Below are 25,939 nucleotides of genomic sequence, written 5' to 3' on the forward strand. Positions count from 1 at the left end.
GACGCCCTTCTGGAGCGCCCCGAAGAATGGGCGGTCTGCCCACGCCGTTTCATCCATCGCGAGCTCTCCTGGCTCGAGTTCAACCGCCGCGTTCTGGAGGAGGCTTCCAACAAGAGCCATCCGCTGCTCGAGCAGCTGCGCTTCCTCTCCATTTCGGCGAATAATCTCGATGAGTTCTTCATGGTTCGCGTCGCGGGCCTGCGGGGCCAGATCCGTTCCGGGCTCACAGCCGTTTCTCAAGACGGGCTCACGCCTTCCGAGCAGCTCGTCAAGATCAACGAGCGCGTGGTGCTGCTGAGCAATGAGCAGCTGCGGCGTTGGCGCGAGCTGCGCCGCGAAATCGAGGAAGTTGGCATCGTCATCGTCGAGCCCTCCGACGTCTCCAAGGCCGACCGCGAATGGCTGGAGGAATACTTTCTCAGCCGCATTTTCCCGGTGCTGACGCCGCTCGCCGTCGATCCGGCGCATCCATTCCCCTTCATTCCCAATCTCGGCTTCACGCTGGCGCTGGAGCTGGTGCGGCCGGGCGACCGCAAGACGCTTCAGGCGCTCGTGCGCCTGCCGACGAAGATCGAGCGCTTCGTGCATCTGCCCAATCCCGCGGGCGGGCGCGAGCGCTTCATGCTGCTCGAAACGCTGATCGCCATGAACGCGCAGCGTCTCTTCCCCGGCTATCTGCTGCGCGGGCAGGGGCTGTTCCGCGTCATCCGGGACAGCGATCTCGAAGTTGAGGAAGAAGCGGAAGATCTCGTGCTGTTCTTCGAGACGGCGCTGAAGCGGCGCCGGCGCGGATCGGTGATCCGGCTCGAAGTCGCCGCCGACATGCCGGAGACCCTGCGCGCGCTGGTCGCCGACGAGCTGGAGGTGGAGCCGAGCGAGACCTTCGAAATCGACGGCATGCTGGCGTTGAACGATCTCTCGGAACTGGTCGCGCTCGACCGGCCCGATCTGAAATTCAAGCCCTATAATCCGCGCTTCCCCGAACGCGTGCGCGACAATGGCGGCGACTGTTTCCTCGCCATCAAGCAGAAGGACCTCGCTGTCCATCACCCCTATGAATCCTTCGACGTCGTCGTGCAATTTCTGCAACAGGCGGCGCGCGATCCCAACGTCATCGCCATCAAGCAGACGCTCTACCGCACCTCCAACAACAGCCCGATCGTGCGCGCGCTGGTCGAGGCGGCGGAGGCCGGCAAATCCGTCACGGCGCTCGTGGAGTTGAAGGCGCGCTTCGACGAGGAGGCCAATATTCGCTGGGCGCGCGATCTCGAACGCGCCGGCGCGCAGGTCGTCTTCGGCTTCATCGAGCTGAAGACTCACGGGAAGCTCTCGATGGTCGTGCGCCGCGAAGGCTCCGGGCTCGCCACCTACTGCCACATCGGCACCGGCAATTATCATCCCGTCACCGCGCGAATCTACACGGACATTTCCGTCTTCACCGCCGATCCGGCGATCGGGCGCGACGTGTCGCGCATCTTCAATTTCATCACCGGCTACGCCGAGCCAGCCGGGCTGGAACGCATGGCGGTTTCGCCCATTTCGCTGAAGAAAAAGCTGCTCGAACACATCGGACAGGAAATCGAGTCGGTGAAGGCGGGCAAGCCCGGCGCGATCTGGCTCAAATGCAATGCGCTGGTCGATCCGGAACTCATCGACGCGCTCTATGCCGCGTCCAAGGCGGGCGTTCCCATCGATTGCGTGGTGCGCGGCATCTGCTGTCTGCGGCCGGGCGTGCCGGGCCTTTCCGAGAATATCCGCGTCAAGTCCATCGTCGGACGCTTTCTCGAACATGCGCGCGTCTACGCCTTCGGCAGCGGTCATCCGCTGCCGCATCCGCGTGCGTCGGTGTATATCTCGTCAGCGGACCTCATGCCGCGCAATCTCGACCGCCGCGTCGAAGTGCTGCTGCCGATCGTCAATCCGACCGTGCACCAGCAATTGCTCGATCAGATCATGATGGCCAATCTCATGGACAATGAGCAGAGCTATCGCGTTCTGCCGGACGGCTCGTCGCAGCGCATCACGCCTCCGGAGGGCGAAGAGCGCTTCAACGCGCATCAATATTTCATGACGCATCCGAGCCTCTCCGGGCGCGGCAAGTCGCTCAAGGACTCGCGTCCGCGCTCGTTGCTGAAGCGCAAGCAAGATGCTTAAGGGCTTTCTGCGGTTGCGTCCGGTCGAGCAGGCGCCGCCGAGCGCGGCGAAGCCTGTCGCCATCGTCGACATTGGCTCCAATTCGGTGCGCCTCGTCGCCTATCAGGGGCTTTCGCGCGCGCCGACGCCGATCTTCAACGAGAAGGCCATGTGCGGCCTCGGCAAGGGCGTGGTGACGACGGGCCGTCTGCCGGAGGAGGGCGTCGGCAAGGCGCTGAAGGCGCGGCGCCGCTATCGCGCGCTCTGCGAGATGATGGGCGTGCGCGACATCGAGGTGATCGCCACGGCCGCGGCGCGCGACGCGCAGAACGGCCCGGCGTTTCTCGAAGCGGCGCGTGAGGCCATCGGCCGCGACATTCATCTGTTGCCGGGAAAGCGCGAGGCGGAGCTGTCGGCGCTGGGCGTGATTTCCGCCGTGCATCAGCCGGACGGAGTTGTCGGCGATCTTGGCGGCGGCTCGCTGGAGCTGATCGACGTGAGGGGCCATGATCTCGGCAAGGGCGTGACCCTGCCGCTCGGCGGCCTTGCGCTGATGGACGCCTCCAAGCGCTCGCCGCGCGAGGCGACGCGCATTGCGCGCAAGGCGATCGCCGAGGCGAAACCGCTCGACGCGCTGAAGGGCCGCGTGTTCTACGCCGTCGGCGGAACCTGGCGCTCGCTCGCCAAGCTGCATATGCGCCAGCGCAACTATCCGCTCGGCGTCATGCACAATTACCGCATCCAGACGAGCGAGGCCGCCGATTTCGCGGCGCTTGTCGAGCATGTGGACAGCGCGGCGATCGAGGATATCGACGTCGTATCCACGGCGCGCCGCCCGCTGCTCGCCTATGGCGCGATCGTGCTCGACGAGATCATCCGCCGCGCGCGGCCCAAGGAAATCGTGATTTCGGCGGCCGGCGTGCGCGAGGGGCTGCTGTTCGAGCGTCTGTCGGACGACGAGCGCAAGGTCGACCCTCTGCTGTCGGGCTCGCGCGAGCTTGAAGCCCTGTTTGCGCGCGCGCCCGGTTACGGCGACGATCTGATCGCCTGGACGGACGCTTTCATGGCGTCGAGCGACATTGACGAGACGCCGGAGGAAAAGCGGCTGCGTCACGCGGCCTGCCTGCTGTCGGACATCGCTTGGCGCGCCCATCCGGAATATCGCGCCGAGCGGGCGATGAACATCGTCACGCAGGGGCCGTTTGTCTCGATCGACCATCCCGGCCGCGCCTTCCTGTCGCTCGCGATCATCATGCGTCACGAGGGGCCGGACGGCGGCGGCGGCATCGGCATGGTGCGCAGCCTGCTGACGACGCGCCTCCTGGTGCGCGCCCGCGTGCTGGGCGCGGCCATGCGCGCGGCCTATCTGGTGTCGGCGTCGATGCCCGGCATCCTGCCGCGCACGAGCCTGATCGTGCGCAAGCGCATTCTCACCCTTACCTTACCGGGCGATTTCGAGGATCTCGGCAGCGAGCGGGTTCTCAACCGCCTCAAGAGCGTCGGCCGCTTGCTGGGGATGGATGCGCAGATCGAGATAGCCGGATGAGCGCTCGTCCAGCGGCGTGATCCCCATACCTCCCCCTTGCGGGGAGGTCGGCGGTCGAAGACCGCCGGGTGGGGTTCGAGCCGCTACAGCCATGATGGGGCTTTGACCCCACCCGACCCGGCTTCGCGGGGCCGCCCTCCCCGCGAGGGGGAGGGATAAGCCCACGAGCAGCGTTTGTGCTTGGGTTTCATGGTCGGTCTGGCGGCATGATCCCCATACCTCCCATTCACGGGGACGAGCAGCATTCGCATTCAACCCGCCGAAAACACATCCGAGCGAATGGCCTTCATGCTCGCCCCCGCCATGAAGAGATCGCGCTTGAGCCGCTTCACGAGACCCTCGCCGCCGCAAAGGAAATAGGCTGTCTGCCCGACCCGCGCCCGCTCTTCGGCGAGTGCGAGAGCGGCGATGTCGCCGCCGAAGGGGGCGTCCGGATCGAGCGCCGCCGCAATGTATTCGACATTCTCTCGGCTCTGCGCCAGCGCCTGCAGTTCATCGGCCAGATAGAGCCCCTTGCGGTCCCGCGCGCCGTGATAGAGGCGGATCGGGCCGCGATGGCCGCGCCGCAACGCGTCGCGCAAGACGCCATAGAGCGGCGCGAGACCCGTGCCGGCGCCGATCAGCGCCAGCGGCTGGTCCAGCTCCACCCCTTCATAGAAACAGGTTCCGCGCGGGCCGGCCACATGAAGCCTGTGCCCCGGTTTCATCTCCGCCATGAGACGACGGCTCATGCGGCCGCCGGGATGGAGGCGGACGTGCAGTTCGAGATAGGGGTCCTCGTCGGGATGGCTCGCCAGGGAATAGTGGCGGCGCAAATCGTCGTCGGCGATGAGTTCGATGAACTGCCCCGGCCGATAGGGGAAGGGCGTGGTTTCAATGCGCAGCCGGACGACGTCGTGTGACAGCGGTTCGATCGCGCGCAGGGTGGCTTCGAGCCGGGCGCCGGCGTCGTCGGGCGGCGCGATGGTCAGCGGCTGCGTGGGGCGGCAGACGCAGGGAAGAAAGAAGCCGAGCGCCTTTTGCGCGGCGGTCAGACCGTTTTGCGACTCGGGCGGCGGCGTTCCCTCAACGGCCCGGTGCAGGCAGGTCTGACAGGTTCCCGCGCGGCAGGAGCTGGGCGCGTCGACGCCGGCGCGCGTGAGAGCGTCGAGGACGGTCTCGCCCGGCGCGAGATCCACCGGGCGATCCTTGTAGGTGAGAAGCGCCAAGTCTCCTCCCTGAGCCATCAGCGGTTCAGCACGTCGTCGCGGACGGAATTGGCGAGCGCCGAGACTTCCTTGACCTCATTCTCGCCGACGCCGAGCTGGCGCAGCGTGCGGTCAAGATTCTCGATGACGGCGTCGACATGCGAGTCGTTGAGGCCCTTCTCGACGAGCTTCTTGTGCCCGTTGCGCATGTCGAGGCCGGTGTAGTTGTTCGGCCCGCCGAAGACCATCGTCAGGAAGGACCTCTGCTTGGCGATCTGCTGGTCCATGTCCACATCTTCAAAGAAGCGCGCCAGGCGGCCGTCGGCCAGCACATTGCGGTAAAACAGTTCGACGGCCGCGTTCACGGCCTTCTCACCGCCGAGACGCTCGTAAAGGCTCGACATGTTCGGTGTTTCCCTCGTCGTCGTGATTGACGGGGCGACGCTATTTTTCGAGGCCGCGGCCGGCAACGTCCAGTAAACGAAAATCACATGGCTCCACCAAGGCCCGCGCAACCCTTGATGTTTCCGTAAATGAAACAAAATGATGGAATGTTGACGTTTGTTTCGTGAGCGCCGTTCCGGAGAGGCGTTCCTGCTGAAAAACGCCCGGCCACGGGCCGGGCGCATGTCCTTTTTCCGGGAAAGCCGCCTTGGCGGCTCGCCCGCCGTGTCGTGTCGAACTACCGCGCGAGCGCCAGGCGTTCGGTGCGCACGACATTCATCGCCTCCGCGCTGTAGAGGCAGGTGAAGCGGGACGACTTGCCGTCGGCGTTGTCGACATAGGCCGCGCGGCCGGGCTCAATGGTCAACTCGACCCGGGTCGGGGGGACGTCCTGTGTTTCTCCGTCCTGGCCGCCAATCACCATGGTCAGGCGGCAGACGCCCTTGATCGGCTGAAAATAGCTCACGACATGCACGCCCCCTGCGGTGAGACTTGCCGCCATCAGCGGTTTCATTGTCGTCTCGGACCAGTCGGCGGCCGACACGGGCGTCGCAGCCGCGAGGGCCAGGGCGCCGCAAAGCGCCGTCGCGATAAACCGTGTTTTCATGGTCTATTCCTTTCTTCTATCGCTCCGGGAGGAAGAGCGATTTAGCGACGAGCCTTTCAAGCCGTCCAGACAAGCGGCTTCCATCGCTGCAAAGAAGCTAACACCGCAGTGCAACATGTCAATGACGCAATGCGAAATAAGATTACAATATATTGAAAATGAATAGGTTTATCAGATTTTCGCTGCGACCGATGGTCCCAGAATGGGCACATTTGGCAGCGTTGCAAGCGATCCATCGCCGAAGGCGGAAAAGCGCGGAAATCCAGTCGCCTATGAGACCTATTGATAGAACCTATCTATCAATTTGACCAAATCTTGAGCATCGAGGTTTCGCTTGGCGCCTCAATTTCCCGATGCAACTGCGGCCGTGTTCATGCTGTGGAACGGTCGCCGGGTATCGTGCGGCCCATTGCCGCGGTCGCCTGGAGACGCGCGAAAGCCCGCGTCCACGACACGGGCCCGCAGTTTCATTCAGGGTGGAGAGGGCGCGCGTCAGCCGGAGGCGGAGGTTTCCACGGCGCTGGTCTCGGCGTCGGCTTCGCGAGGCGCGGGAGCCTCTTGCGCCTCGCCATCCTGCCAGTCGAAGGTGACGACCCTGCCGTTTTCAACAGCGAGCGCGAGGCGGCCGCTCTTGAGCTCCAGCGCCTTCTCGCCGAAAATGGTCCGGCGCCACCCCTTGAGCGCCTGCACATTGGCGTGGTCGTCGCTCGCGATGGCTTCCAGATCCTCGACCGTGGCGATCATCTTGGCCGCCACGCCCGTCTGCTCCGTCACCTGACGAAGGAGCACCTTCAGCAGCTCCACAGTCGCGCCGTTCGAGCCGCGCCGCTCCCGCTCGATGCGCGGCATGCTCGCCGGGTCGCGGGCAAGGCCGCGCGTCACGGCGGCGAGAATCTCCGCGCCGGCGCGGGAGCGCTCCATTCCCTTCGGCAAAGAGCGCAAATTGGCGAGCGCTTCGGCGTTCTTCGGCGCCGACTGCGCGATTTCGACGAGAACGTCGTCCTTGAGGACGCGCGAACGCGGCACGTCGCGGCTCTGCGCCTCGGCCTCCCGCCAGGCGGCGAGCTCCATCAGCACGGCGAGGTCGCGCGGCTTGCGGGCGCGATGGCGCAGACGCTCCCAGGCGTTTTCGGGATGCTGCTCATAGGTCGCGGGCGACGTCAGAGTTTCCATCTCGTCGGCCAGCCACTCCAGCCGGTTGGAGCGTTCGAGCCGCGCGCGCAGCGTGGTGTAGATGTCGCGCAGATGGGTGACGTCGGCGATGGCGTAGTCGATCTGGGCCGGCGAAAGCGGACGGCGCGACCAGTCGGTGAAGCGCGACGACTTGTCCAGACTGGCGCGGCTGATCGCCTTGACCAGCTCGAGATAGGACGCCTGCTCGCCAAAACCGCAGACCATGGCCGCGACCTGCGTGTCGAAGAGCGGAGCCGGAATCAGCCGCGCCAGCCGCCAGATGATCTCGAGGTCCTGCCGCGCCGCGTGGAAGACCTTGACCACGCCGGAGTTGGCCATCAGCTCGAAAAACGGCGACAGGTCTATGTCCTCGGCGAGGGCGTCAATGGCGACAGCCTCCTGCGGCGAGGCGATCTGGATCACGCAGACCTTCGGCCAGAAGGTGGTCTCGCGCAGGAACTCCGTATCGACCGTCACAAAGGGGTGGCGGGAAAACCGCTCGCAGACGGCCGCAAGTTCGTCGGTTGTGGTCAAAAGGCTCATCGAAATCAGTTTACCCATTTTCGCCCGGCGGCAGAAGCATTTTCGGCGCCTAGACTCTTTCCACGACAACGGCCGTGCCATAGGCCAGGACTTCGGTGACGCCGTCCATGATCTCGGTGGCGTCGTAGCGCATGCAGACAATGGCGTTGGCGCCGCCCTGTTCCGCATGGGCGCACATGTGCTCGAACGCCTCCTGCCGCGCAGCCTCGGCAAGCTCGACATAGGCGGAAAGCTTGCCCCCGAACACGGACTGAATGCCGCCGACGAGGTTTCCGACCACCGACCGGGAGCGGACGGTCAGTCCGCGCACCAGTCCAAGATGCTGGACGATCCGGTAGCCGGCGACTTCATTGGTTGTCGACACGATCATGCAGGCGCTCCGAATCGCTGGGCGTCCTCTAGCGTATCCGCGCGCCAGCCGCTTGCAAGCGAAGGAAATCCCGTTTGCGCGCGGCGACTGCGGGAGTAGGATCGACAATTGTCGATTTTCCCCGTCACGGAGCCAATCCCACCCATGGTCGCCTTTTCCTCCAGCGTCCCCCGCGCGGCGGCGGCGGTCGCTCTTTGCGCCGGCTTCATTGTGTCCTTGGAAGCGGGCGCGGCACATGACCCGGGCGTCAGCCCCGGCTGGAAGCTCTGCCGCTCCACCAATCCCGACGAGCGCATCGCCGGCTGCACGCAGGTCATCGCGGACATCGGCAAGGAGTCGAAGCACAATCAGCTCGCGGCCTATGTCAACCGCGCCGGGGCCTGGCAGGCCAAGGGCGATTACGCGCGCGCCATCGAGGATTACGGCAAGGCGCTGGAGGTCGAGCCGGGGGCGGCCATCGTCCTGCTGGCGCGCGGCGCCGCTCGTCACGCGGCCGGCGACCTCGACGCGGCGATCGCGGACTACGATCAGGCCATCGCGAAGGACGACAAGAACGCCGCCGCCTTCATGGCCCGCGCCTCGGCCTGGCGGGCCAAGGGCGAGGCCGGGAAGGCGCTCGCGGACATCGATGAGGCGGTGAAGCTCGACCGGAAAACCGCCGGCCCGCTGGCCGCCCGCGCGAATTATTTTCACGCGAAGGGCGAGCACGACCGCGCCATCGCCGATTATTCGGAGGCGCTGAAACGTGACCCCAAACTCGTTTCGGCGTTGATCGGGCGCGGCGGCTGTTTCTACGCCAAGGGCGATTACGACAAGGCGCTGGCCGATTTCGACGCGGCCGCCAAGGCGGACCCGCGCAACGCCACGGCGCTGCTCAATCGCGCCAACGCCTGGCGGGCCCGCAAGGATTTCGAGCGCGCGCGGACCGACTACGAGGCCGCCCTCGCCCTCAAGCCCGACCTTGCGCCGGCGAAGAAGGGCGTGGAGGACGTCACGAAAATCATCGCCAAAAAGGCCGCCGGCGCAGCCCCGGCCGACGCCGCGCCGGCGGGGGTCGAGCACGAGCACTGATGTTCCTTGCGTTGGCGCCCCCCTCCTTGCTGGGAGGGCGCCGACGCAAAGGGGAGGGGCCTACAGCGCCTCGGCCGCCGCCAGCACCTCCTCGGCATGGCCGGGAACCTTCACCTTGCGCCAGATTCTTGCGATCCGGCCCGACTCGTCGATGAGGAAGGTGGAGCGTTCAACGCCCATATATTTGCGCCCATACATGCTTTTCTCGACCCAGACGCCATAGGCCGAGAGAATCTCCCGGTTCTCGTCGGCGGCCAGCGGCAAGGCGAGCGCATATTTGTCACGAAACTTGTCGTGACTCTTCGGAGAGTCCGGCGACATGCCGACCACGACCGTTTGCGCCTTGGCGAACTTCTCCCGCAAGGCGTTGAATTCAATCGCTTCCTTCGTGCAGCCCGAGGTGTCGTCCTTGGGGTAGAAGTAGAGCGCCACCTTCTTGCCCTTGAGGGCGGCGAGCGAAACCGTCTCGCCTCCGGCGCCGGGGAGCGAAAAGGCGGGCGCCGAATCGCCTGGCTCCAGAACCACGTTCGGCGCCGCGGGCGCTGGCGCCGCCGCCTTTTTTACCGCCGCCGTCGTCGCTGCCCCGGCGGCTGAGGGTTCGGTCGATGTCGCCTTGCCGCCGGGCTTTTTGGCCGTGGGCTTGGCGGTGGCCGGGTTCCTGCCGGGCGGATTTGTCGCCATTGCGCCTTCCTTTCGTCGCAACCACACTTAAAATTGGCTCGACAATGCAGGGAAGGCGCCGGCCGGGCAAGAGCGCCGCTCCGACGTTTGCGCCAGTTTCCGGCGCCGGGTTCTGAAGCGAGGATTTTTGACCGATCAGGTAGGGCGCGACGACCGCGATGAGTCGCTGGCGGACGATGCTCCCCCGGCGCGGCTGCGCGCGCGCGGGCGGAGAGCGGGATGGCTGCGTCTGTGCGGCTATGGGGGCCTTGTGGCCGTGGCGCTGCTGTCGCTCGCGGTTGGCGCCTTCTTCCTGTCGCTCTCGGCCGGGCCGATCAGCCTCACATGGCTGGCGCCGCGTATCGTCGCCGCGCTGGACCGTCATTTCGCCGGTCAGTTTGCCTTTGGACTTCAGGGCGCCTCCATCGCCAGCAGCGGCCATGGCCCGGCGCTGACCGTCGATGGTCTCGTCGTCAAGACGGACGGCCGCGCGATCCTCGCGGCGCCGCGCGCCGAATTGTCGCTCGACTGGCCGTCGCTCCTCCTTGGCGACGTCAAGCTCAGCCGGCTGGAAATCCTCGATCTGGACGTGCGGCTGTCGCTGCAGGCGGACGGCACGGTCGCCGTATCGGCCGGCGCCGATCCCGTCGCGGCGACGAAAATCGCGCCGACGCCGGCCGCGGCGCCCAGCGCCGCCACGGCGAGCGCCGGGGAGGTCGAGCGCGTCGCGCTGCTCAAGACAGGCGCCGCCGCGCTGCGCGCGGTGATGGATTTCGCCACGAGTCCGCGCAGTCCCCTCGGCGCGCTGGACAAGGTGGGGCTCACACATGGCCGGCTGACGATCGACGACCGCACCATCGACCGCGTGATCGTCTACAGCGACGTTGCGCTGTCCCTCACCAAGACCGACGGCGCAATGCGCTTCAGCCTCGGGGCGACCGGCCCCGCCGGGCGCTGGCTTGCGACGGCCGCGGCGAGAGGCGAGCCGGGCCGTCCGCGCTCCTTCGAGGCCCGCGTGCGTGGCCTGACGCTCGAAGAGATCTCGCTGATCGGCGGCTTCCGGCCATCGGGCTTCGACACCGACGCGCCGCTCGGAATCGACATGAGCTTCTCGCTCTCGCCCGACAACATCGTGCTCGACGCCAAGGGCGCGTTCGAGGTTGGCAAGGGATTCTTTCGCCTGGACGAGCCCGACCATGAACCGGTGATGATCGACCGGATCGCCGGCGAGGCGGTCTGGAGCCGGCATGAGCGAAAGGCGTTGATCGGCCCCGTGCAGTTCAAGGCCGGTGGATTCGACATGGCGCTGACCGGCGAGGCGGCGGCCCCGGCCGAACTGCCGCCCGGCGCCGACCCCGGCGCCGACGCCTGGACCATTTCCATGCGGCTGGTGAGGCCCACCCAGGTGGCTCCCGAGCGCGCCGGCGAGAAGATCGTCGTCCTTGACGAGGGCGGCTTGCAGGCCCGTCTCATGGCCGGGCAGGGGCGGGTGCTTGTCGACAGATTCGCGCTGTCGGGCCCGGAAGTGCGGGCGACGGCGACCGGGGCGCTGCTTTTCCGGGGCGAGACGCAGGTCTCCTACACGCTCGACGTGGAGGACGCGCAGATCCGCGCCCTGTCGCGGCTCTGGCCGACGCATGTGACGCCGCCCGTTCGAACCTGGTTCGTGGATCATATTCCGACGGGCTTTGTGCGGCGCGCCCATGCGGCGGGGACATTCGACAGCGCTGCGCTCATCGCCATGCGCTACGAGCGCTCCCCGCCGGACGACTCGGTGACGCTCGAAGCGGATGTGGAAAACGTCAGCCTCATCGACGTGCTGCCGGGAATGGCGCCGATCACGGGCGTGGCCGGGCGGGTGCATGTGACGGGCCGCACGGCGGCGTTCGACGCCAGCTCGGGCATGATCGAAGCCGCGCCGGGCCGGCGGCTGACCATCGAGCGAGGTCGCTTCTTCGTCGCCGACAACGCATTGCGTCCCACGCCCGCCGTGCTGGATTTGAAGGTGGCGGGCAGCGTCGAGGCGGTCGCCGACATTCTGGCGATTCCGGCTGTCGCGAGCCACGCCTCCATTCCCGTGGACCCGGGCGCGATCAAGGGCCAGATCGACGGCAATCTGCGGGTCAATTTCGACATTGGCGACCATCCGCGCGACGATGCGACAACTTTCGCCATCGACGCCACCGCCAGCAATCTCACCATCGACCGGCTGATCGGCAAGGAGCGGCTCGAGGGGGCGACGCTGCGGGTTCTGGCCGACGCCACGGGGCTGCATGTCTCCGGCACAGGCCGCCTCTACGGCGCCGTCGCCACGCTCGACGTGCGCCGCGCCTTCGGCGAGAAGGGTCCGGCGCAGGCGCAGGTGACCTTCACCTTCGATGAGGCCGCGCGGCAGCGCGCCGGCTTCGCCATCTCGGGGCTCGGCGGTCCGATCTCGGCGATCGTGAAGACGCCCCTGCCGGTCGAGGACCTCGACACCCACATCGATCTCGACCTCACGAGGACCGTTTTCGACAATCCCATACCGGGTCTGTCGAAGCCGGCCGGCCGGCCAGCCCGGGCCTCTTTCGTTCTGGTCCGGCGCGGGGACGGAATTGCGCTCGATCAGTTCGTTTTCGACGCCGCCCCGGCGCAGGCCCAGGGGGTGATCGAACTGTCGAAGGAAGGCGGGCTGCGCGCCGCGCGGCTGGCGCCAGTCCGGCTCTCGCCCGGCGACGACATGCGGCTCGACATCTCGCGCGCCGGCGAGACGCTCAAGGTGAATGCGCGCGGCGCGAATTTCGACGCACGGCCAATGCTCGGCTCCCTGATCCGCTCGGGCGGCGACAAGCCCATGGTCGGCGTCGGCGCCAAAAGCGCCGGCGAGGACGTCGATGTGGAGTTCAAGTCGCCCATCGTGACGGGCCACGGCAAGCAGATCCTGTCCAACGTCGACTTCAAGCTGAGAAGCGCCGGGGGCAAGCTGAGTTTCGTCTCGCTCACCGGCTCCTTCGGCCGCGAGCAGCTCGCCGTGGCGCTGGCGCGGGCGCAGAACAACCTGCCTCAGGTCGAAATCTCGACCAATGACGCCGGCTCTTTCCTCGCGTTCCTCGATATCTATCGCAAGATGGAAAGCGGCGTGCTGAACGCCAGCGTGCAGCTCGGGCAAAACCGCGCCGACGGCACGATCAATGTGCGCGATTTCTTCGTGAAGGGCGAGCCGACCATGCGCCAGCTCATGGCGCAGGGCGGAGCCACACGCGCCGATGATCGCGGCAACTGGCGCTTCGATCCCGATCTGGTGAAGGTGGGGCGTTTGCAGGCGGGCTTTTCCTGGGCCAGCGGGCGCCTGTCCGCCAGCGAGGGTGTCCTGTCCGGCCCCGAGATCGGCCTGACCTTCGACGGCTTCGTGGATTTCGCGCGCGACCGCCTCGACCTCGCGGGTTCCTATGTGCCGGCCTATGCGCTCAACAGCCTGCTCTCGAATATTCCGGTGCTCGGCTTTGTCATCGCGGGCGGCCAGCACGAGGGCATTTTCGCGCTCAGCTACCGTGTGACGGGCTCGCTCTCCGAGCCGGTGGTGAGCGTCAACCCGCTCTCCGCCATCGCGCCCGGCATGATGCGAAAGCTCATGGGCGTTCTGGACGGCACCACCCGCATACCGGGCGGACCGCCTCGGCAGTAAGGGCGGCTGGAATGACCCCCTCCCCAACCCTCCCCCGCTTCGCGGGAGAGGGGGTAGATGCGCGTCTTCATCGAGCGCGCTGACCGTGAGCGTCCCCGCTCCCGCGCGAGCGGGGAGGGACAGGGGCGCGCTACACCCGCTCCAGCAGAACGTGCTTCTTCTTGCCCAGCGACAGTTTCGCGACTCCGTCTTTCTCGAAGTCCTGTTCGGAGAGCGTCCCGCGCTCGTCGGTGACGACGACATCGTTCAGACGCAGACCGCCGCCCTTGATCTGACGGCGCGCCTCGCCGGTCGAGGTCACGAGCCCCGCCTTGACGAAGGCCGCCAGCACGCCGAGGCCGGCGGCGATCTCATCGGCCGCGACCGCGACCTTCGGCAGCGACAGGGCGAGCGCCCCCTCCTCGAAAGTGGCGCGGGCGGTCTCCGCCGCCTGTTCCGCCGCCTCGCGGCCATGGATCAGCGCCGTCGCCTCGGTGGCGAGGGTCTTTTTCGCCTCGTTGATCCCGGCGCCCTGAAGCGCCGCCAGCCGAGCGATCTCGTCCATCGGCAGGAAGGTGAAGAGCTTGAGGAAGCGCGCGACGTCGGCGTCTTCCGTGTTGCGCCAATACTGCCAGTAATCGTAGGGCGACAGCATGTCGGCGTTGAGCCAGATGGCGCCGGCGGCGGTCTTGCCCATCTTGGCGCCCGACGAGGTGGTCAGCAGCGGCGAGGTGAGCGCGTAAAGCTGGGGCGTTCCCATGCGCCGGCCGAGATCGAGGCCAGTGACGATATTGCCCCACTGGTCGGAGCCGCCCATTTGCAGCAGCGCCCCGTGGCGGCGGTTGATCTCGACGAAGTCATAGGCCTGAAGGCACATGTAATTGAATTCGATGAAGGAGAGCTCATGCTCGCGCTCGAGCCGCAACTTCACGGAATCCATTGTGAGCATGCGGTTGACCGAGAAGTGACGGCCGACGTCGCGCAGAAAGTCGATATAGTTCAGGCTGGCCAGCCAGTCGGCGTTGTCGAGCATGAGCGCGTCGGTCGGGCCGTCGCCGAAGCTCAGGAAGCGTTCGAAAACGCGCCGGATGGACGCCTTGTTGGAGTCGATCTGCTCGATGGTCAGCAGTCTCCGGCTCTCGTCCTTGCCGGAAGGATCGCCCACGCGGGTGGTTCCGCCGCCCATGAGCGGCAGCGGGCGGCCGCCGGTCCGCTGGAGCCAGGCCAGCATCATGATCGGCAAGAGCGAGCCCACGTGCAGCGACGGCGCGGTGCAGTCGAAGCCGATGTAGGCGGCAAGCCCGCCCGCGGCGGCCTTTTCGTCCAGGCCGGAGAAGTCCGAGCACTGATGCACGAAGCCGCGCTCCATGAGCACGCGCAGGAAGTCTGATTTGGGAGAGAAATCGTCGGCCATGGGGCAGGGTGATAGGGGCTGCGGCCCCCGCGCGCAAGACGGGACGGGGCGTTCGGCCGATCGGGGCTGCTTCTCGTTCAGCCTTGTTGCGGCTCGCTCCTTACGATAGGTAAGGAATATGGGAGGCGATCATGTCCAGAGCCACGATGACCAGCAAGGGGCAAATCACCCTCCCGGTCGAGGTGCGCCGCGCGCTCGGGCTCGACAGCGGCGATGGCGTCACGTTCGAACCGGCCGGGGACGGCGCGTTTCTCATTCGGCCGGACGCTGGCGACATTCGGAAATTGAAAGGGATCGTCGCGCCTCCGGCGAGGCCCGTGTCGCTTGCGGACATGGAGGCGGCCATCCGGCGCAGGGCGAGCGGCAGGTGATCGCGCTCGATACGAGTGTGCTGGTGCGCTACCTGGCGCAAGACGACGCCGCGCAGGCTGCGGCGGCCACGCGAGTCATAGAGTCAGAACTTTCCGCGCGCCGCCCGGGGTTCGTCTCGTCGATCGTGATCTGCGAGATCGTCTGGGTTCTGGAGACCTGCTACAATCTCGAACGCGCCAATGTGTCCGCCATTGTCGAGGGGCTTGTCTCGGCTCGCCAGCTCGTGATCGAGAACGCCGCCGCGGTGAAGGCGGCGCTCGCGCATGACGGCGCCGATCTCTCCGACGCCATCATCCACGAAATCGGCCGCGCCCGGCGCTGCGAGAAGACCGTTACCTTCGACCGGAAGTTCTCGCGCCTTCATGGGGTCGAATTGCTGGGGTAAGGGCGGAACGGCCGGCGCGCTCAAACTTGCTGCGCGCCGTCAGCCTTGGTAAGACGGGCCGAAACGGCGCTCCCGGCGGAGAAATACTGGACCTTTCATGCTTTTCTACGAGCCGCTGTTCCTGTTTGTCTTCGCGCCGGCGGTCTATCTGCTCTATCTCTTCTTCGGCGCGCAACGGCGCCCGCGCGCGCTCATCCTGCTTCTGGCGAGCATCGTCTTCTACGGATGGAGCGAGCCGGCGTTCATCCTTGTCGTCTTCGCCTCCGTGGCGCTCGATCTTGTCGCGGCGCAAAAGGTCGCGGCGCTCACCGCGCGGGATCGCCCGCACGACGTTGAGCTTGCCGAGGGCGGCGTTGGCGTCCTCGCGGACAGGCGGCTCGTCACGTCATCGCGTCAGCGCGCCGATCGAGACGCAAGGCGATGGCTGGCCCTCGGCGTCATCGGCAATCTGGCGATCCTGGTCTATTACAAATACACGGGCTTTCTGGCGACCAACGTCGACGCGCTGCTGAAGGCGATCATGCTGCCGGGGATCCATATTCCCGACATTGCGTTGCCGATCGGCGTGAGTTTCATCGTCTTCGAGAAGATCACCTATCTCGTCGACGTCTGGCGCGGCGTCACGGCGCCGGCGGGCGGGCCGTTGCTCTATGCGCTTTACGTGTTCTTCTTCCCCAAGCTGCTCGCCGGTCCGATCATCAAATATCACGATATCGCCGGGCAGCTCGAAAGCTGTCCGCATGCGGATGTCGACGATTTCGTGAACGGCTTTTCGCGCTTCATGCTCGGCGTAGTGAAGAAGCTGCTCATCGCCGACGTCATGGCGGGCGGCGCGGACATGATCTTTTCGCGCGACGCCGCGACTCTCGGTTTCGCCGACGCCTGGGCGGGGGTGGCGTTCTTCACCCTGCAAATCTATTTCGATTTCTCGGGCTATTCCGACATGGCGATCGGTCTCGCGCGCATGTTCGGCTTCCGACTGCTCGAAAATTTCAACATGCCCTACATCGCCACGAGCATCACCGATTTCTGGCGGCGCTGGCATATGTCGCTGACGGGCTGGATCCGCGAATATCTCTATTTTCCGCTGGGCGGAAACCGGCACGGCGAAGCGCGCACCTATCTCAATTTGTGGATCTGCTTTCTGGCGTCCGGCGTCTGGCACGGCGCCGCCTGGCCCTATATTTTCTGGGGCGCCTATAACGGCGTCTTTCTCGTGCTCGACAGGCTGTTTCTGGTCGACAGGCTCAGGCGCCTGCCGGACTGGCTCGCCAACCTCGTCACGCTGATCGTGGTGATGATCGGCTGGACCGTGTTCCGCGCTGAATCGCTGCAACAGGCGGGCGCCTTCCTGTCGTTGATGGCCCGGCCCTGGGCCGCCGGCGCCGCGCCGTTCGCCATGGCGCCGGAGCAGGCCGTCGTGGCCGTGGCCGCCACGGGCGTCTGCGTGTTGCAAAGAATCGGCGTCGCGCGCGGAATCGATTGGTTGTCGCTTGCGCGGCGTCATGCCCTGCTGGCGAACAGCGCGCTGGCGCTGCTCTTCCTCGCGGCGCTGGCGAAGGGGTTGGCCGACCCCTTCAAGCCCTTCATCTATTTCCGGTTCTAGATCATGCGCGCACGCTTTCTTCAGCGTCTCCCGATCTTCGGCTGCGCCGGCTTCCTCGGCGTGATGCTGCTCATCAACCTTTGGAACGCCGCCGTCTCGGCGGATTGGCCCAAATTGCGCATCCGCAGCGCCGAGCCTTTGTGGGGCGTCTCCGCGCCGAAGCCGGCGCCCTGGTCGCTCGACGCTCTGCTGTCGGGCGAAACGCAAAAGGCGGTCTCCACGCGCATCGGACAGACGCAGCCCGTCTTTCCGATTTCAGTGCGGATCAAGAACCAGTTTCTCTATTCGGTTTTCGGCGCCTCCGGCGCGCCGGATATTTTCATCGGGCGCGAGCGCACGCTGTTCGAGAAATTCTACATTGAGGAATTCTGCGCGCGCGGCGCGCCGCCAGACCCGGTTGCGGTCGACGCCTGGGCTATGCGGCTGCGCGCCATTCAGACGGCCGTCGAGGCGCAGAGCAAGCGCTTCGTCTACCTCATTTCCCCTTCCAAAGCGGCGCGCGACAGCGGGCTACTGCCGCCGCACGTCTCCTGTCCGGCGCGCGCGCTTCATTCCGACAAGCTCGCGCCGTACCGCGCGGCGCTCGACGCGCATGGGATCGCTTATGTCGACGGCGCCTCGTTGATGACCGAAAAGGCGCGCGATTATCCGATCGGTCTTTTCCCGCGCGGCGGCACGCATTGGAATTATCTCGGCGCCGCGCTCGCCGCGCGCGATCTGACGCGTCGCGTCAACGCCCATGGGCCGTCGGCGCTGCCGGACTATGATTTCGACTGGCGCCCGCGCGAGGAGGCGCGGGGCACGGATATTGATCTCCTGAGGCTGCTCAATCTCCTGTGGCCGGACCGCCGGTATCCGACGGCGGAAATTTCCGGCCGCAGCATCGGCGCCTGCGACAGAAGGCCGATGATTTTCGCGGCGGGCGGCAGTTTCACCATCGAGCCTCTCATCGACCTCATCGAGTCGTCCTGCCGGGCGACGGCGGATTTCTGGCACTATGTGCGTCACGATCCGGGGAAGTTCAGCCGTTCGCGGCACAGCGTCGACAGCCGCGAGGCGTTCGAGCAGGAAGGCGATCCCAATCTGGAGACCGACGCGGACTTCGCCAAAGCCTTCGCGCGCGCCGACATCGTGCTGCTCGAGGAAAATGAGGCGGTCATCGCAGAGATGAAGCAGGTCGACGACCTTCTCGCCGCCGCGACGAAGTGAGCCTCACGTCGCTGGCGGCGCGTCCCAATAGCCTTCCTCACGGGCAATGCGGGCGTAGAGCGCGCGCACGGTGACCGGATCGTAAATCCGTTCGAGGCGCCGGATCGCGAAATGGCCGCGCGCGAGCGTCTGGAAATGTTCCGTAAAGGCGAGATTGATCGCCGCGCCGCTCAGCGCGCCGAGCAGGGGCACGGCCTGCGCCGCCGCCTTTTGCGAAACCACCACGCCGAAGCGCGACGACAATTGCGCGAGCAGCCGCACGATCGCGGGCGCGGAGTCCTGCGCGAGGCCGCGTCCCGCGACATAGCGCGTGGCGTCGCTGACGGATTTCGCCAGAAGGCCGCGAACGGCGAGATAGCCGCCTTCGAGAACATTGTCGTCGGAATGGCCGCCGAGCGCGAAAACCTCCAGACAGGCCAGCCCGGTTTCAGGATGGCGCAGATTCTCCCCCTCATTGCGCGCAATGTCCGCGATCGAGCGCAGCATGATGGTGGTGGAGACCGGCAGCTCGAAAGGCAGGCTGGCGAGCCCCACGGCGCCGCCGACGCCCCCCGCCACCGCCGCGAGGCGTTTATGAAAGCGCGTGGTGTCGCCCTTCGGCGGGCCTTCGAGACTCGCCAGCGCGAATTTCAGCGATGTCGACAGCGCTCTTTGCGCGGCGTCCATCGCCACGCGATGAACTTCCGCCGGGACGGGGATGCCCATCTGCCGCCCGGTCAGGCGCGTGATTCGACCGGCGAAGCTCTGTCGCTCCAGCGCCTCGACGGCGGTCCTGAGCGCCTCCATGTCCGACGCGGACAGGCCTGGCTCGTATAAAACCGGAAGGTTGACGCTCATCGCCTCTCTCCGCAATCCACGCGGTCTCCTTGCGCCCCATCATTCGCCTTTTCAAGATCATCAACCCTGCACTGTTTCGCAAGAGGCTGACAGATCGAGAGATATTTTTCCCGCGTGCTGTCGCGCACATCACGGGCGCGAAGCTTGTCCTAGAGACTGTAGCGATCGCGCCGGATTTCCTATATTCCGCCTTATGCGTTGCATCTTGGCAGAATGCGTCGCGGATAAGGGCGTTCAAGCGCCCGATAGGCAAAAGAGGAGGAGTTTTCCATGTCCACCCGTTTCAAGCGCCTGTTTGGCGGCGCCTGCGTTCTGGCGCTTCTGAGCCCGGCCGCCGCGTTCGCCGGCGACCGCGTGGGCACGCTTCAGTGCCGTCTGCTTGGCAACACTCTGAGCATTCTCGTCGAGAATCAGCAGATCGACTGCGCCTATAACGATGACGCCGAAGGCGGCGTTCCCGCCCATTACACCGGCACGCTGACCAAGGTCGGCCCGAACATCTCCATCAATGGCCAGGGCGAGCTCGCCTGGGGCGTGATCGCCGCGACCGCGCATGTCGGCCCCGGCGCGCTGGCGGGCAATTACATGGGTCCGGGCGTCTCCGCCAAGATCGGCGTCGGCGGCGGCGGAGCCATCCTCGTCGGCGGCTCCGACAACACCTTCTCCCTCCAGCCTTTCAACATCGAGGCCGGCACGGGCCTGGGCTGGAACGCCGGCGTCGAGAACCTGACGCTGACCTATGTCCCGCCGCCGCCGCCGCCGGTTGTTCACAAGCATCACCGTCATCACCACTGACGGGCGCGGGGGAACGCCGCCCGTGAGCAATCCCTCCCCCGCACGGGGAGGGAAGCGCCGGGGACGCGCCATTCTCCCGATCCTCTAATCCGGCTGACGGAACTCCATCAGCCTGTCCGTGGGATAATCATACAGCCTTCCGCTTTCGGACCATTCGGGCCGCAACAGCGGAAGGCATTTTCTTGCGAATTCTTCGGGCGTCGGCAGCGTCGCCGGGTTCTCGCCCGGCATGGCCTGCGCCCGCATGCGCGTGCGCATCCGGCCCGGATTGGCGATCATCACCCGGACGCCCGTCTCCCGGGTCTCGGCCGCATAGGTGCGAGCCAGACTTTCCAGCGCCGCCTTGGAGGCCGCGTAAGCGCCCCAGAAGGGCAGGGCCTTGTAGGCCGCGCTGGAGGTGACGAACAGGATGCGGCCGGCGCCCGAGGCGCGCAGCAGCAGATCGAGCGAGCGGATCAGCCGCCAGTTGGCGGTGACGTTGACCGCCATCACGCGGTTCCAGTCCTTAATGTCGACATGCGCGAGCGGCGAGAGCGGGCCGAGCACGCCGGCGTTGCCGACGAAGGCGTCGAGCCTGCCCCATCGCTGGAAGATCGCCGCGCCGAGCCGGTCGAGCGCGTCGAAATCGGTGACGTCGCAGGGAACGAGCGTCGCCTCCGCGCCCAAAGCGCGAATCTCATCGTCGAGCTCCTCCAGCGCGCCCTGCGTGCGCGCGAGCGCGATGACATGCGCGCCGTCGCGCGCGAGTTCGAGAGCGATGGCGCGGCCGATGCCGCGCGAGGCGCCGGTGACGAGAGCGATGCGGGGGGAGGTCAAAGCCTAGTCCGGTTGTGGGAAGATGTCGGCGAGGGCGAGCGAGAGGCCGGGCGGATCGAGCGCGATAACGCCGTCCTTCACGAAGGTCACGGCGATCTCGCCCTCCCGCCGCGCATAGTGGAGGACGAGCCGGCGGCCCGTATCGACGACGAGATAATGCGCGACGCTGTCGAGACGAAAATAATCGGAGAGCTTGACGTTCGTGTCGAGGCTCCGCGATGACGGGGAAATGACCTCGACCACAATGACCGGCGCCGGCGCGAGAAGGGAATCGCGCGGGACAGGCGCGCCGCAGTTCACCAGCGCATCCGGCTCGTAGACCGTATGCTCGTCGACCGCCACGCCGAGGCTGTCGACGAACGCCTCGCATGGCGCATTGGCGCGCGCGATCGCATCGGCCAGCGCGCGCCATATATGCGCCTTGGCGCGACCATGTTCCGCCCGTTCGGGGGCCATGGCGACGATCTCTCCACGAAACAGCTCGCTTCGACGCCGTTCCGCGCCCTCCGCCCAGCGAAGGAATTCCGCGGCCGTCATCGGCTTCTTGACTGGCGCGGCCATGGCGCGGGGCCTCAGCTCGCCTCGGCGAGGAGCGACACCTGCGCGCGGTTCTCTTCGACGAGGTCGGTGAGCGACGTGGGATAATCGCCCGTGAAACAGTGGTCGGTGAATTGTGGACGGGCATTGTCGCGGCCGGGATAGCCCGTGGCGCGATAGATGCCGTCGACCGACAGGAAGGCCAGCGAGTCGCAGCCGATATAGGCGCGCATTTCCTCGAGAGAATGCGTCGCCGCGAGGAGTTTTTCCTTCTGCGGCGTGTCGATGCCGTAATAATCCGGGTGGGTGATCGGCGGCGAGGAGATGAGGAAGTGCACTTCCGTCGCGCCGGCGTCGCGCATCATCTGCACGATCTTCACAGAGGTCGTGCCGCGCACGATCGAGTCGTCGATGAGGATCACGCGCTTGCCCTCGACCACGCAGCGGTTGGCGCTGTGCTTCATGCGCACGCCCACCTCGCGCACCGATTGCGTCGGCTGGATGAAGGTGCGGCCGACATAATGGTTGCGGATGATGCCGAGTTCGAAGGGAATGCCCGACTGCTGTGAATAGCCGAGGGCCGCCGGAACGCCCGAGTCCGGCACCGGCACCACGACATCGGCGGCGATGACCTGCTCGCGCGCAAGTTCGCGGCCCATGGCCTTGCGGACTTCATAGACGGGGCGGCCGTGCACGACCGAGTCCGGCCGGGCGAAGTAGATATATTCGAAGATGCAGGGACGCATCGGCTGCGGCGGGAAGGGCTCGATGCTCTCCAGCCCGCTCTCCGAAATGATGACGATCTCGCCGTTCTTCACGTCGCGCACGAAGCGGGCGCCGATGATGTCCAGCGCGCAGGTTTCGGAGGCGAGAATATATTTGCCGTCGAGTTCGCCGATGACGAGCGGGCGGATGCCCAGCGGGTCGCGCGCGCCGATCAGCTTCTTGTTGGTGAGGCAGACGAGCGAATAGGCGCCCTCGATCTGGCGCAGCGCCTCGATGAAGCGGTCGATGAGAGCCGTCTTGCGACTGCGCGCGACGAGATGGAGCATCACCTCCGTGTCGGAGGTGGACTGGAAGATCGCCCCTTCCTTGATGAGATCGCGGCGCAGCGCCTGCGCGTTGGTGAGATTGCCGTTATGGGCCACGGCGAAGCCGCCCGTATTCAGTTCGGCGAAGAGCGGCTGCACGTTGCGCAGCATGGTCTCGCCGGTCGTCGCGTAGCGCACGTGGCCGATGGCCGCCGAGCCGGGCAGGCGCTTGATGGTGCTTTCCTTGGAGAAGTGGTCGCCGACCAGGCCGAGACGCCGCTCGCCATGGAAACGGCCGGAGTCGAAGGTGACGATGCCAGCGGCTTCCTGCCCGCGATGCTGAAGGGCGTGCAGGCCGAGCGCCGTGATCGCCGCCGCGTCCTCGAACTCGAAAACGCCGAACACGCCGCAATACTCGCGCAGCGTATCGTCTTCCGTCTCGTCGGGTGTGTCCAGATGGCCGGGAATCTGCTGATGCGTGGTGTCGGTCATCCGTCGTCTCCCATGCCTCGGCCGTCACGGAGGCGGCGGGCGTCAAATCTGTCAGCTCTTCCGGACGCCCGCGGGCGTCCGGCCTCGCGCAGCAGCCTGCGCCCTTACTGCTTCTCCCCGCCCTCGCTCTTGTCGGGCGCCGGCAGATCGGCCTTCTCCGGCTCGGCCTCGGACGGGGGCGTTTCCTCCACCGGCTGATGGCCGCCCTTCTTGGCCTTGATCTTCGCGATGATGCTGTCGATGTCGTCCGGCAGCATTTCGCGCAGCTTGTCCCCGCCAGCGGCGAGGATCGGCTTGGCGCGGGCGTTGCGCACCCATTCCGGCTGGTTGGGGTCCGGCACCAGCCAGCTATAGAAAACGAACGCGACCACCGCGAGCAGCAGGCCGCGCACCGCGCCGAAGACGAAGCCGAGCGAACGGTCCAGCGCCCCGATCCGGGAATCGAGGATGACGTCCGACAGCTTCACCGTGAACAGCGACACGACAACGAGCGCAACAAAAAACACCGACGCGACGGACGCCGCCAGCGCGATCTCTTCCTTGGCGATGTAAGGCTTCACATAGGGCATCGCCAGTGGGTGGAGATAATAGGCCGCAGCGGCCGCCGCCACCCAGGACAGGATCGCCAGCACTTCCCGCGTGAAACCGCGCAGAAGGGCGAGCATGCCGGAGATCAGCACGATCATGATAACTGCCAGATCAAGGTATGACGGCATCGAAGTCCTCTTCGTTTTCGCCCTGACGCCCGAAATTCCAGCATGATGCGGCAGGCCGTCGCCTCGGCGGTCGCGACGGCATGCTTCTAGCGCAACTGAGCCGCCGGCGGGAAGCAGAAAGGTTAAAATCAGTCCCGCCCGCGCGTCCGCGGCGCTGTCTGGGCGATTGACGCCACGAGCTGGCCCACGTCGGCGCAGGGCCGCAGCGTCAGGCCGGAGCGGCGTTCGTCCTCGTTAATCTGCTGGCCTTGCGCCAGCACGGCCTGGTGAAAGCCGAGCTTGGCCGCCTCGCGCAGCCGCATCCCGGCGTGGATCACCGGCCGGATCGCTCCCGACAGGCCAATCTCGCCAAAGAACGCCTGGTCGGCCGGCAGAACGGCGCCGGTCAGCGACGACACGAGCGCCGCGGCGGCGGCGAGGTCGCCGGCGGGCTCGTCGGCGCGCAGGCCCCCGGCCACGTTCAGATAGACGTCGTGCATGCCGAGCTTGAGCCCGCCATGGGCCTCCAGCACAGCCAGAATCATGGACAGGCGGTTCTGGTCGAAGCCAACGACCGCCCGGCGCGGCGTGCCGAGCGAGGTCGGGGCGACCAGCGCCTGAATTTCGATGAGCATCGGCCGCTGGCCTTCCATGCCGGCGAACACCGCCGCGCCGGGCGCCGTCGCGTCGCGTCCCGCGAGGAAGATGGCCGAAGGATTGGCGACCTCGGCGAGGCCGAGCCCAGTCATCTCGAATACCCCGATTTCGCCGGTCGCGCCGAAACGGTTCTTCGAGGCGCGCAACATGCGGAAATGATGCGCCGCGTCGCCTTCGAAGGAGAGAACGGCGTCGACCATGTGCTCGACGACGCGCGGACCCGCGACCTGTCCGTCCTTGGTGACATGGCCGACCAGGATGATGCTGGAGCCGCTGGTCTTGGCGTGGCGCAGCAGCGCCTGCGCGCTGGCCCGCACCTGCGTGACCGTGCCGGGCGCGGAGGGAGCGACCTCCGTGTGCATGGTCTGAATGGAGTCGATGATGATGAGGGCCGCGCGTCGCCCCGTCACGCAGGTTGCCAGAATATCTTCCACCTGCGTGGCCGAGGCGAGTTCAACCGGCGCGTCCGCGAGATCGAGACGGCTGGCGCGCAGCCGCACCTGCGCCACCGCCTCCTCGCCGGAGATGTAGATCACCCGCGCGCCGCGCCGCGCCAGCGCCGCGCAGGCCTGAATGAGGAGCGTGGATTTGCCGATTCCCGGCTCGCCGCCCAGCAGCAGCACGGACCCCGGCACGAAACCGCCGCCGGTGACCCGGTCGAATTCGCCTATGCCGGTGACGATGCGCTCGGCCGGCTTGTCCGAGCCGGCGAGGCCCTCGAGCTCGAAGGCGCGGCCGCGAGTCGCGCGAGACGCAACAGGGCCGGAGTCGCTTTCCTCGACGATGGTGTTCCAGTCGCCGCAGGACTCGCAGCGGCCCTGCCAGCGCGGCGCGATCGCGCCGCAGTTCTGGCAGACGAAATAGGAGCGCGCTTTTGCCATGCGCGCTTGGCGCATGCGCCGCCGCCGCTTGTCAAGAGGCGGGTGTCAGAGGTCTGTCAGACGCCCGCCGTTTCAACGGGTAGCGCCCAGTTCGCGCTCGGTTCTCTCGATCGGGAAGCTCGTCAGCGTCTGTGCGCCGTCGCCCTTCGGCGGGGCTCCGTCGTCATGCCGCCCGGCGCCATTGGCCTTGCGCGCGCCATTCGACTTGCGGGGGGCGGGGACCTTGAAATGCGTGTTCACGCGCGCCCGCATGACGTTGGAGGGCTTGAAGGTCACGACGAGGCGCGCCGTGATCTTCGCGCCTTGGCCGGTCTTGGGATTGCGTCCCTGGCGCTCGCGCTTGGCGCGGATCTGGAAGGCGCCGAAGGATGACAGCCGGACTTCCTGGCGCGTGACAATGGCCTCGAAAACCTCGTCGAGGACCATTTCCACATATCTCGCGCAATCCGCGCGGGGCAGGCCGGTCTGGCGTTGCACTGCCTCAACCAGATCGGCGCGGGTGACCGTGTTGGGGGGCGTGGTCGCCGACGCGGGAGGGGCCGATAAATCGGGGTAAGACTGTGCCATCTTTCAGTCCTGTGTAACAGCAAAGGTTTAAAGGGCTCCCGTTGGGGAGCCGGCAACGTTTCGAGATAAGGGTTGGTTCGTGAGCCCTCGCCAGCCTCGATGGGCGGCCCAGCATAGCCGTCGCATTAGTTGGATTTTTTCGGAATTTGAACAAAAGGCAAGCTTGGCAATAAAAAAACTGAGAGGTCTTGTGACAAAAATCAGTGTGAAATCATAGGCAAAACTGCACCACTGGCGACATGGGCCAGTGGCCAATGTTACTTATTGT

At 66.3% G+C, this 25,939-nt stretch carries 22 protein-coding genes and 1 pseudogene; 9 read left to right on the forward strand and 14 right to left on the reverse strand.

Annotation, left to right across the window (positions count from 1 at the left end):
- Both ACR652_RS23710 and ACR652_RS23715 read left to right on the forward strand, forming a co-directional pair.
- A partial coding sequence (locus tag ACR652_RS23710) for an RNA degradosome polyphosphate kinase (protein WP_434508938.1) occupies positions 1 to 2,154 on the forward strand: 2,154 nt, incomplete at its 5' end.
- Positions 2,147 to 3,679: a Ppx/GppA family phosphatase gene (locus tag ACR652_RS23715; RefSeq protein ID WP_434508939.1), complete on the forward strand. Its 1,533-nt coding sequence runs from the start codon at positions 2,147 to 2,149 to the stop codon at positions 3,677 to 3,679. The genes ACR652_RS23710 and ACR652_RS23715, both read left to right, overlap by 8 nt.
- A 251-nt stretch (positions 3,680 to 3,930) precedes the next feature.
- On the opposite strand, the gene ACR652_RS23720 is transcribed toward ACR652_RS23715, so the two are convergent.
- The 5 genes from ACR652_RS23720 to ACR652_RS23740 form a co-directional block, all read right to left on the reverse strand.
- Entirely contained in the window at positions 3,931 to 4,887 is a 957-nt protein-coding gene (locus tag ACR652_RS23720; protein WP_434508940.1) for an FAD-binding oxidoreductase, read from the reverse strand.
- 17 nt (positions 4,888 to 4,904) lie between these two features.
- Positions 4,905 to 5,270 carry a group I truncated hemoglobin gene (locus ACR652_RS23725; RefSeq protein ID WP_434508941.1) on the reverse strand — a complete coding sequence of 122 codons (366 nt, stop codon included), beginning with the start codon at positions 5,268 to 5,270 and terminating at the stop codon, positions 4,905 to 4,907.
- A 278-nt stretch (positions 5,271 to 5,548) separates the two neighbouring features.
- Positions 5,549 to 5,917 carry a hypothetical protein gene (locus ACR652_RS23730; protein WP_434508942.1) on the reverse strand — a complete coding sequence of 123 codons (369 nt, stop codon included), beginning with the start codon at positions 5,915 to 5,917 and terminating at the stop codon, positions 5,549 to 5,551.
- Positions 5,918 to 6,409: 492 nt separating this feature from the next.
- Positions 6,410 to 7,633, reverse strand: coding sequence for a ribonuclease D (gene rnd, locus ACR652_RS23735; RefSeq protein WP_434508977.1), 1,224 nt, complete (start codon positions 7,631 to 7,633; stop codon positions 6,410 to 6,412).
- A gap of 49 nt (positions 7,634 to 7,682) precedes the next feature.
- Positions 7,683 to 8,003: a YbjQ family protein gene (locus tag ACR652_RS23740; RefSeq protein ID WP_434508943.1), complete on the reverse strand. Its 321-nt coding sequence runs from the start codon at positions 8,001 to 8,003 to the stop codon at positions 7,683 to 7,685.
- Between the two features lie 108 nt (positions 8,004 to 8,111).
- Between ACR652_RS23740 and ACR652_RS23745 the strand changes: the two genes are divergently transcribed.
- The gene (locus ACR652_RS23745; protein WP_434508944.1) at positions 8,112 to 9,074 is read left to right on the forward strand and encodes a tetratricopeptide repeat protein; all 963 of its coding nucleotides are present in this window, start codon (positions 8,112 to 8,114) and stop codon (positions 9,072 to 9,074) included.
- 60 nt (positions 9,075 to 9,134) lie between these two features.
- Here ACR652_RS23745 and ACR652_RS23750 read toward each other — a convergent pair whose 3' ends face one another.
- A complete protein-coding gene (locus ACR652_RS23750; protein WP_434508978.1) occupies positions 9,135 to 9,599 on the reverse strand; it encodes a peroxiredoxin in 465 nt (154 codons plus the stop codon).
- 283 nt (positions 9,600 to 9,882) lie between these two features.
- Here ACR652_RS23750 and ACR652_RS23755 point away from each other — a divergent pair, with 283 nt between their 5' ends.
- Positions 9,883 to 13,398 (forward strand): AsmA-like C-terminal region-containing protein, encoded by a 3,516-nt coding sequence (locus tag ACR652_RS23755; protein WP_434508945.1) that lies wholly within the window; start codon positions 9,883 to 9,885, stop codon positions 13,396 to 13,398.
- Between the two features lie 130 nt (positions 13,399 to 13,528).
- Here ACR652_RS23755 and tyrS read toward each other — a convergent pair whose 3' ends face one another.
- Positions 13,529 to 14,791: a tyrosine--tRNA ligase gene (tyrS, locus tag ACR652_RS23760; protein ID WP_434508946.1), complete on the reverse strand. Its 1,263-nt coding sequence runs from the start codon at positions 14,789 to 14,791 to the stop codon at positions 13,529 to 13,531.
- A 131-nt stretch (positions 14,792 to 14,922) separates the two neighbouring features.
- Here tyrS and ACR652_RS23765 point away from each other — a divergent pair, with 131 nt between their 5' ends.
- The 4 genes from ACR652_RS23765 (at position 14,923) to ACR652_RS23780 (ending at position 18,363) form a co-directional block, all read left to right on the forward strand.
- The gene (locus ACR652_RS23765) at positions 14,923 to 15,162 is read left to right on the forward strand and encodes an AbrB/MazE/SpoVT family DNA-binding domain-containing protein (protein WP_434508947.1); all 240 of its coding nucleotides are present in this window, start codon (positions 14,923 to 14,925) and stop codon (positions 15,160 to 15,162) included.
- Positions 15,159 to 15,548: a PIN domain-containing protein gene (locus ACR652_RS23770; RefSeq protein WP_434508948.1), complete on the forward strand. Its 390-nt coding sequence runs from the start codon at positions 15,159 to 15,161 to the stop codon at positions 15,546 to 15,548. Before ACR652_RS23765 ends, ACR652_RS23770 begins: the two co-directional genes overlap by 4 nt.
- A 97-nt stretch (positions 15,549 to 15,645) precedes the next feature.
- Positions 15,646 to 17,154: an MBOAT family O-acyltransferase gene (locus ACR652_RS23775; protein ID WP_434508949.1), complete on the forward strand. Its 1,509-nt coding sequence runs from the start codon at positions 15,646 to 15,648 to the stop codon at positions 17,152 to 17,154.
- 3 nt (positions 17,155 to 17,157) lie between these two features.
- Entirely contained in the window at positions 17,158 to 18,363 is a 1,206-nt protein-coding gene (locus ACR652_RS23780) for an alginate O-acetyltransferase AlgX-related protein (protein ID WP_434508950.1), read from the forward strand.
- 3 nt (positions 18,364 to 18,366) lie between these two features.
- Here ACR652_RS23780 and ACR652_RS23785 read toward each other — a convergent pair whose 3' ends face one another.
- On the reverse strand, positions 18,367 to 19,200 hold the full coding sequence (locus tag ACR652_RS23785; protein WP_434508951.1) for an EcsC family protein: 834 nt from the start codon (positions 19,198 to 19,200) through the stop codon (positions 18,367 to 18,369).
- 270 nt (positions 19,201 to 19,470) lie between these two features.
- Between ACR652_RS23785 and ACR652_RS23790 the strand changes: the two genes are divergently transcribed.
- Entirely contained in the window at positions 19,471 to 19,995 is a 525-nt protein-coding gene (locus ACR652_RS23790; RefSeq protein ID WP_434508952.1) for a DUF992 domain-containing protein, read from the forward strand.
- 84 nt (positions 19,996 to 20,079) lie between these two features.
- On the opposite strand, the gene ACR652_RS23795 is transcribed toward ACR652_RS23790, so the two are convergent.
- The 6 genes and pseudogenes from ACR652_RS23795 to ACR652_RS23820 all read right to left on the reverse strand — a co-directional run.
- Positions 20,080 to 20,811: an SDR family NAD(P)-dependent oxidoreductase gene (locus ACR652_RS23795; RefSeq protein WP_434508953.1), complete on the reverse strand. Its 732-nt coding sequence runs from the start codon at positions 20,809 to 20,811 to the stop codon at positions 20,080 to 20,082.
- 3 nt (positions 20,812 to 20,814) lie between these two features.
- Complete coding sequence (locus tag ACR652_RS23800; RefSeq protein WP_434508954.1) at positions 20,815 to 21,372, reverse strand: Uma2 family endonuclease; 558 nt, start codon at positions 21,370 to 21,372, stop codon at positions 20,815 to 20,817.
- A gap of 11 nt (positions 21,373 to 21,383) precedes the next feature.
- The gene (purF, locus tag ACR652_RS23805) at positions 21,384 to 22,871 is read right to left on the reverse strand and encodes an amidophosphoribosyltransferase (protein ID WP_434508955.1); all 1,488 of its coding nucleotides are present in this window, start codon (positions 22,869 to 22,871) and stop codon (positions 21,384 to 21,386) included.
- Positions 22,872 to 22,975: 104 nt separating this feature from the next.
- Positions 22,976 to 23,587, reverse strand: a complete 612-nt coding sequence (locus ACR652_RS23810; RefSeq protein ID WP_434508956.1) for a CvpA family protein — start codon at positions 23,585 to 23,587, stop codon at positions 22,976 to 22,978.
- A gap of 128 nt (positions 23,588 to 23,715) precedes the next feature.
- Positions 23,716 to 25,104 carry a DNA repair protein RadA gene (radA, locus tag ACR652_RS23815; RefSeq protein ID WP_434508957.1) on the reverse strand — a complete coding sequence of 463 codons (1,389 nt, stop codon included), beginning with the start codon at positions 25,102 to 25,104 and terminating at the stop codon, positions 23,716 to 23,718.
- A gap of 237 nt (positions 25,105 to 25,341) precedes the next feature.
- Positions 25,342 to 25,671, reverse strand: a pseudogene (locus tag ACR652_RS23820) (integration host factor subunit alpha); the annotation flags it as partial.
- Positions 25,672 to 25,939 lie beyond the last annotated feature (268 nt).

The organism is Methylocystis sp., from assembly GCF_051061225.1.
Taxonomy (GTDB): Bacteria; Pseudomonadota; Alphaproteobacteria; order Rhizobiales; family Beijerinckiaceae; genus Methylocystis.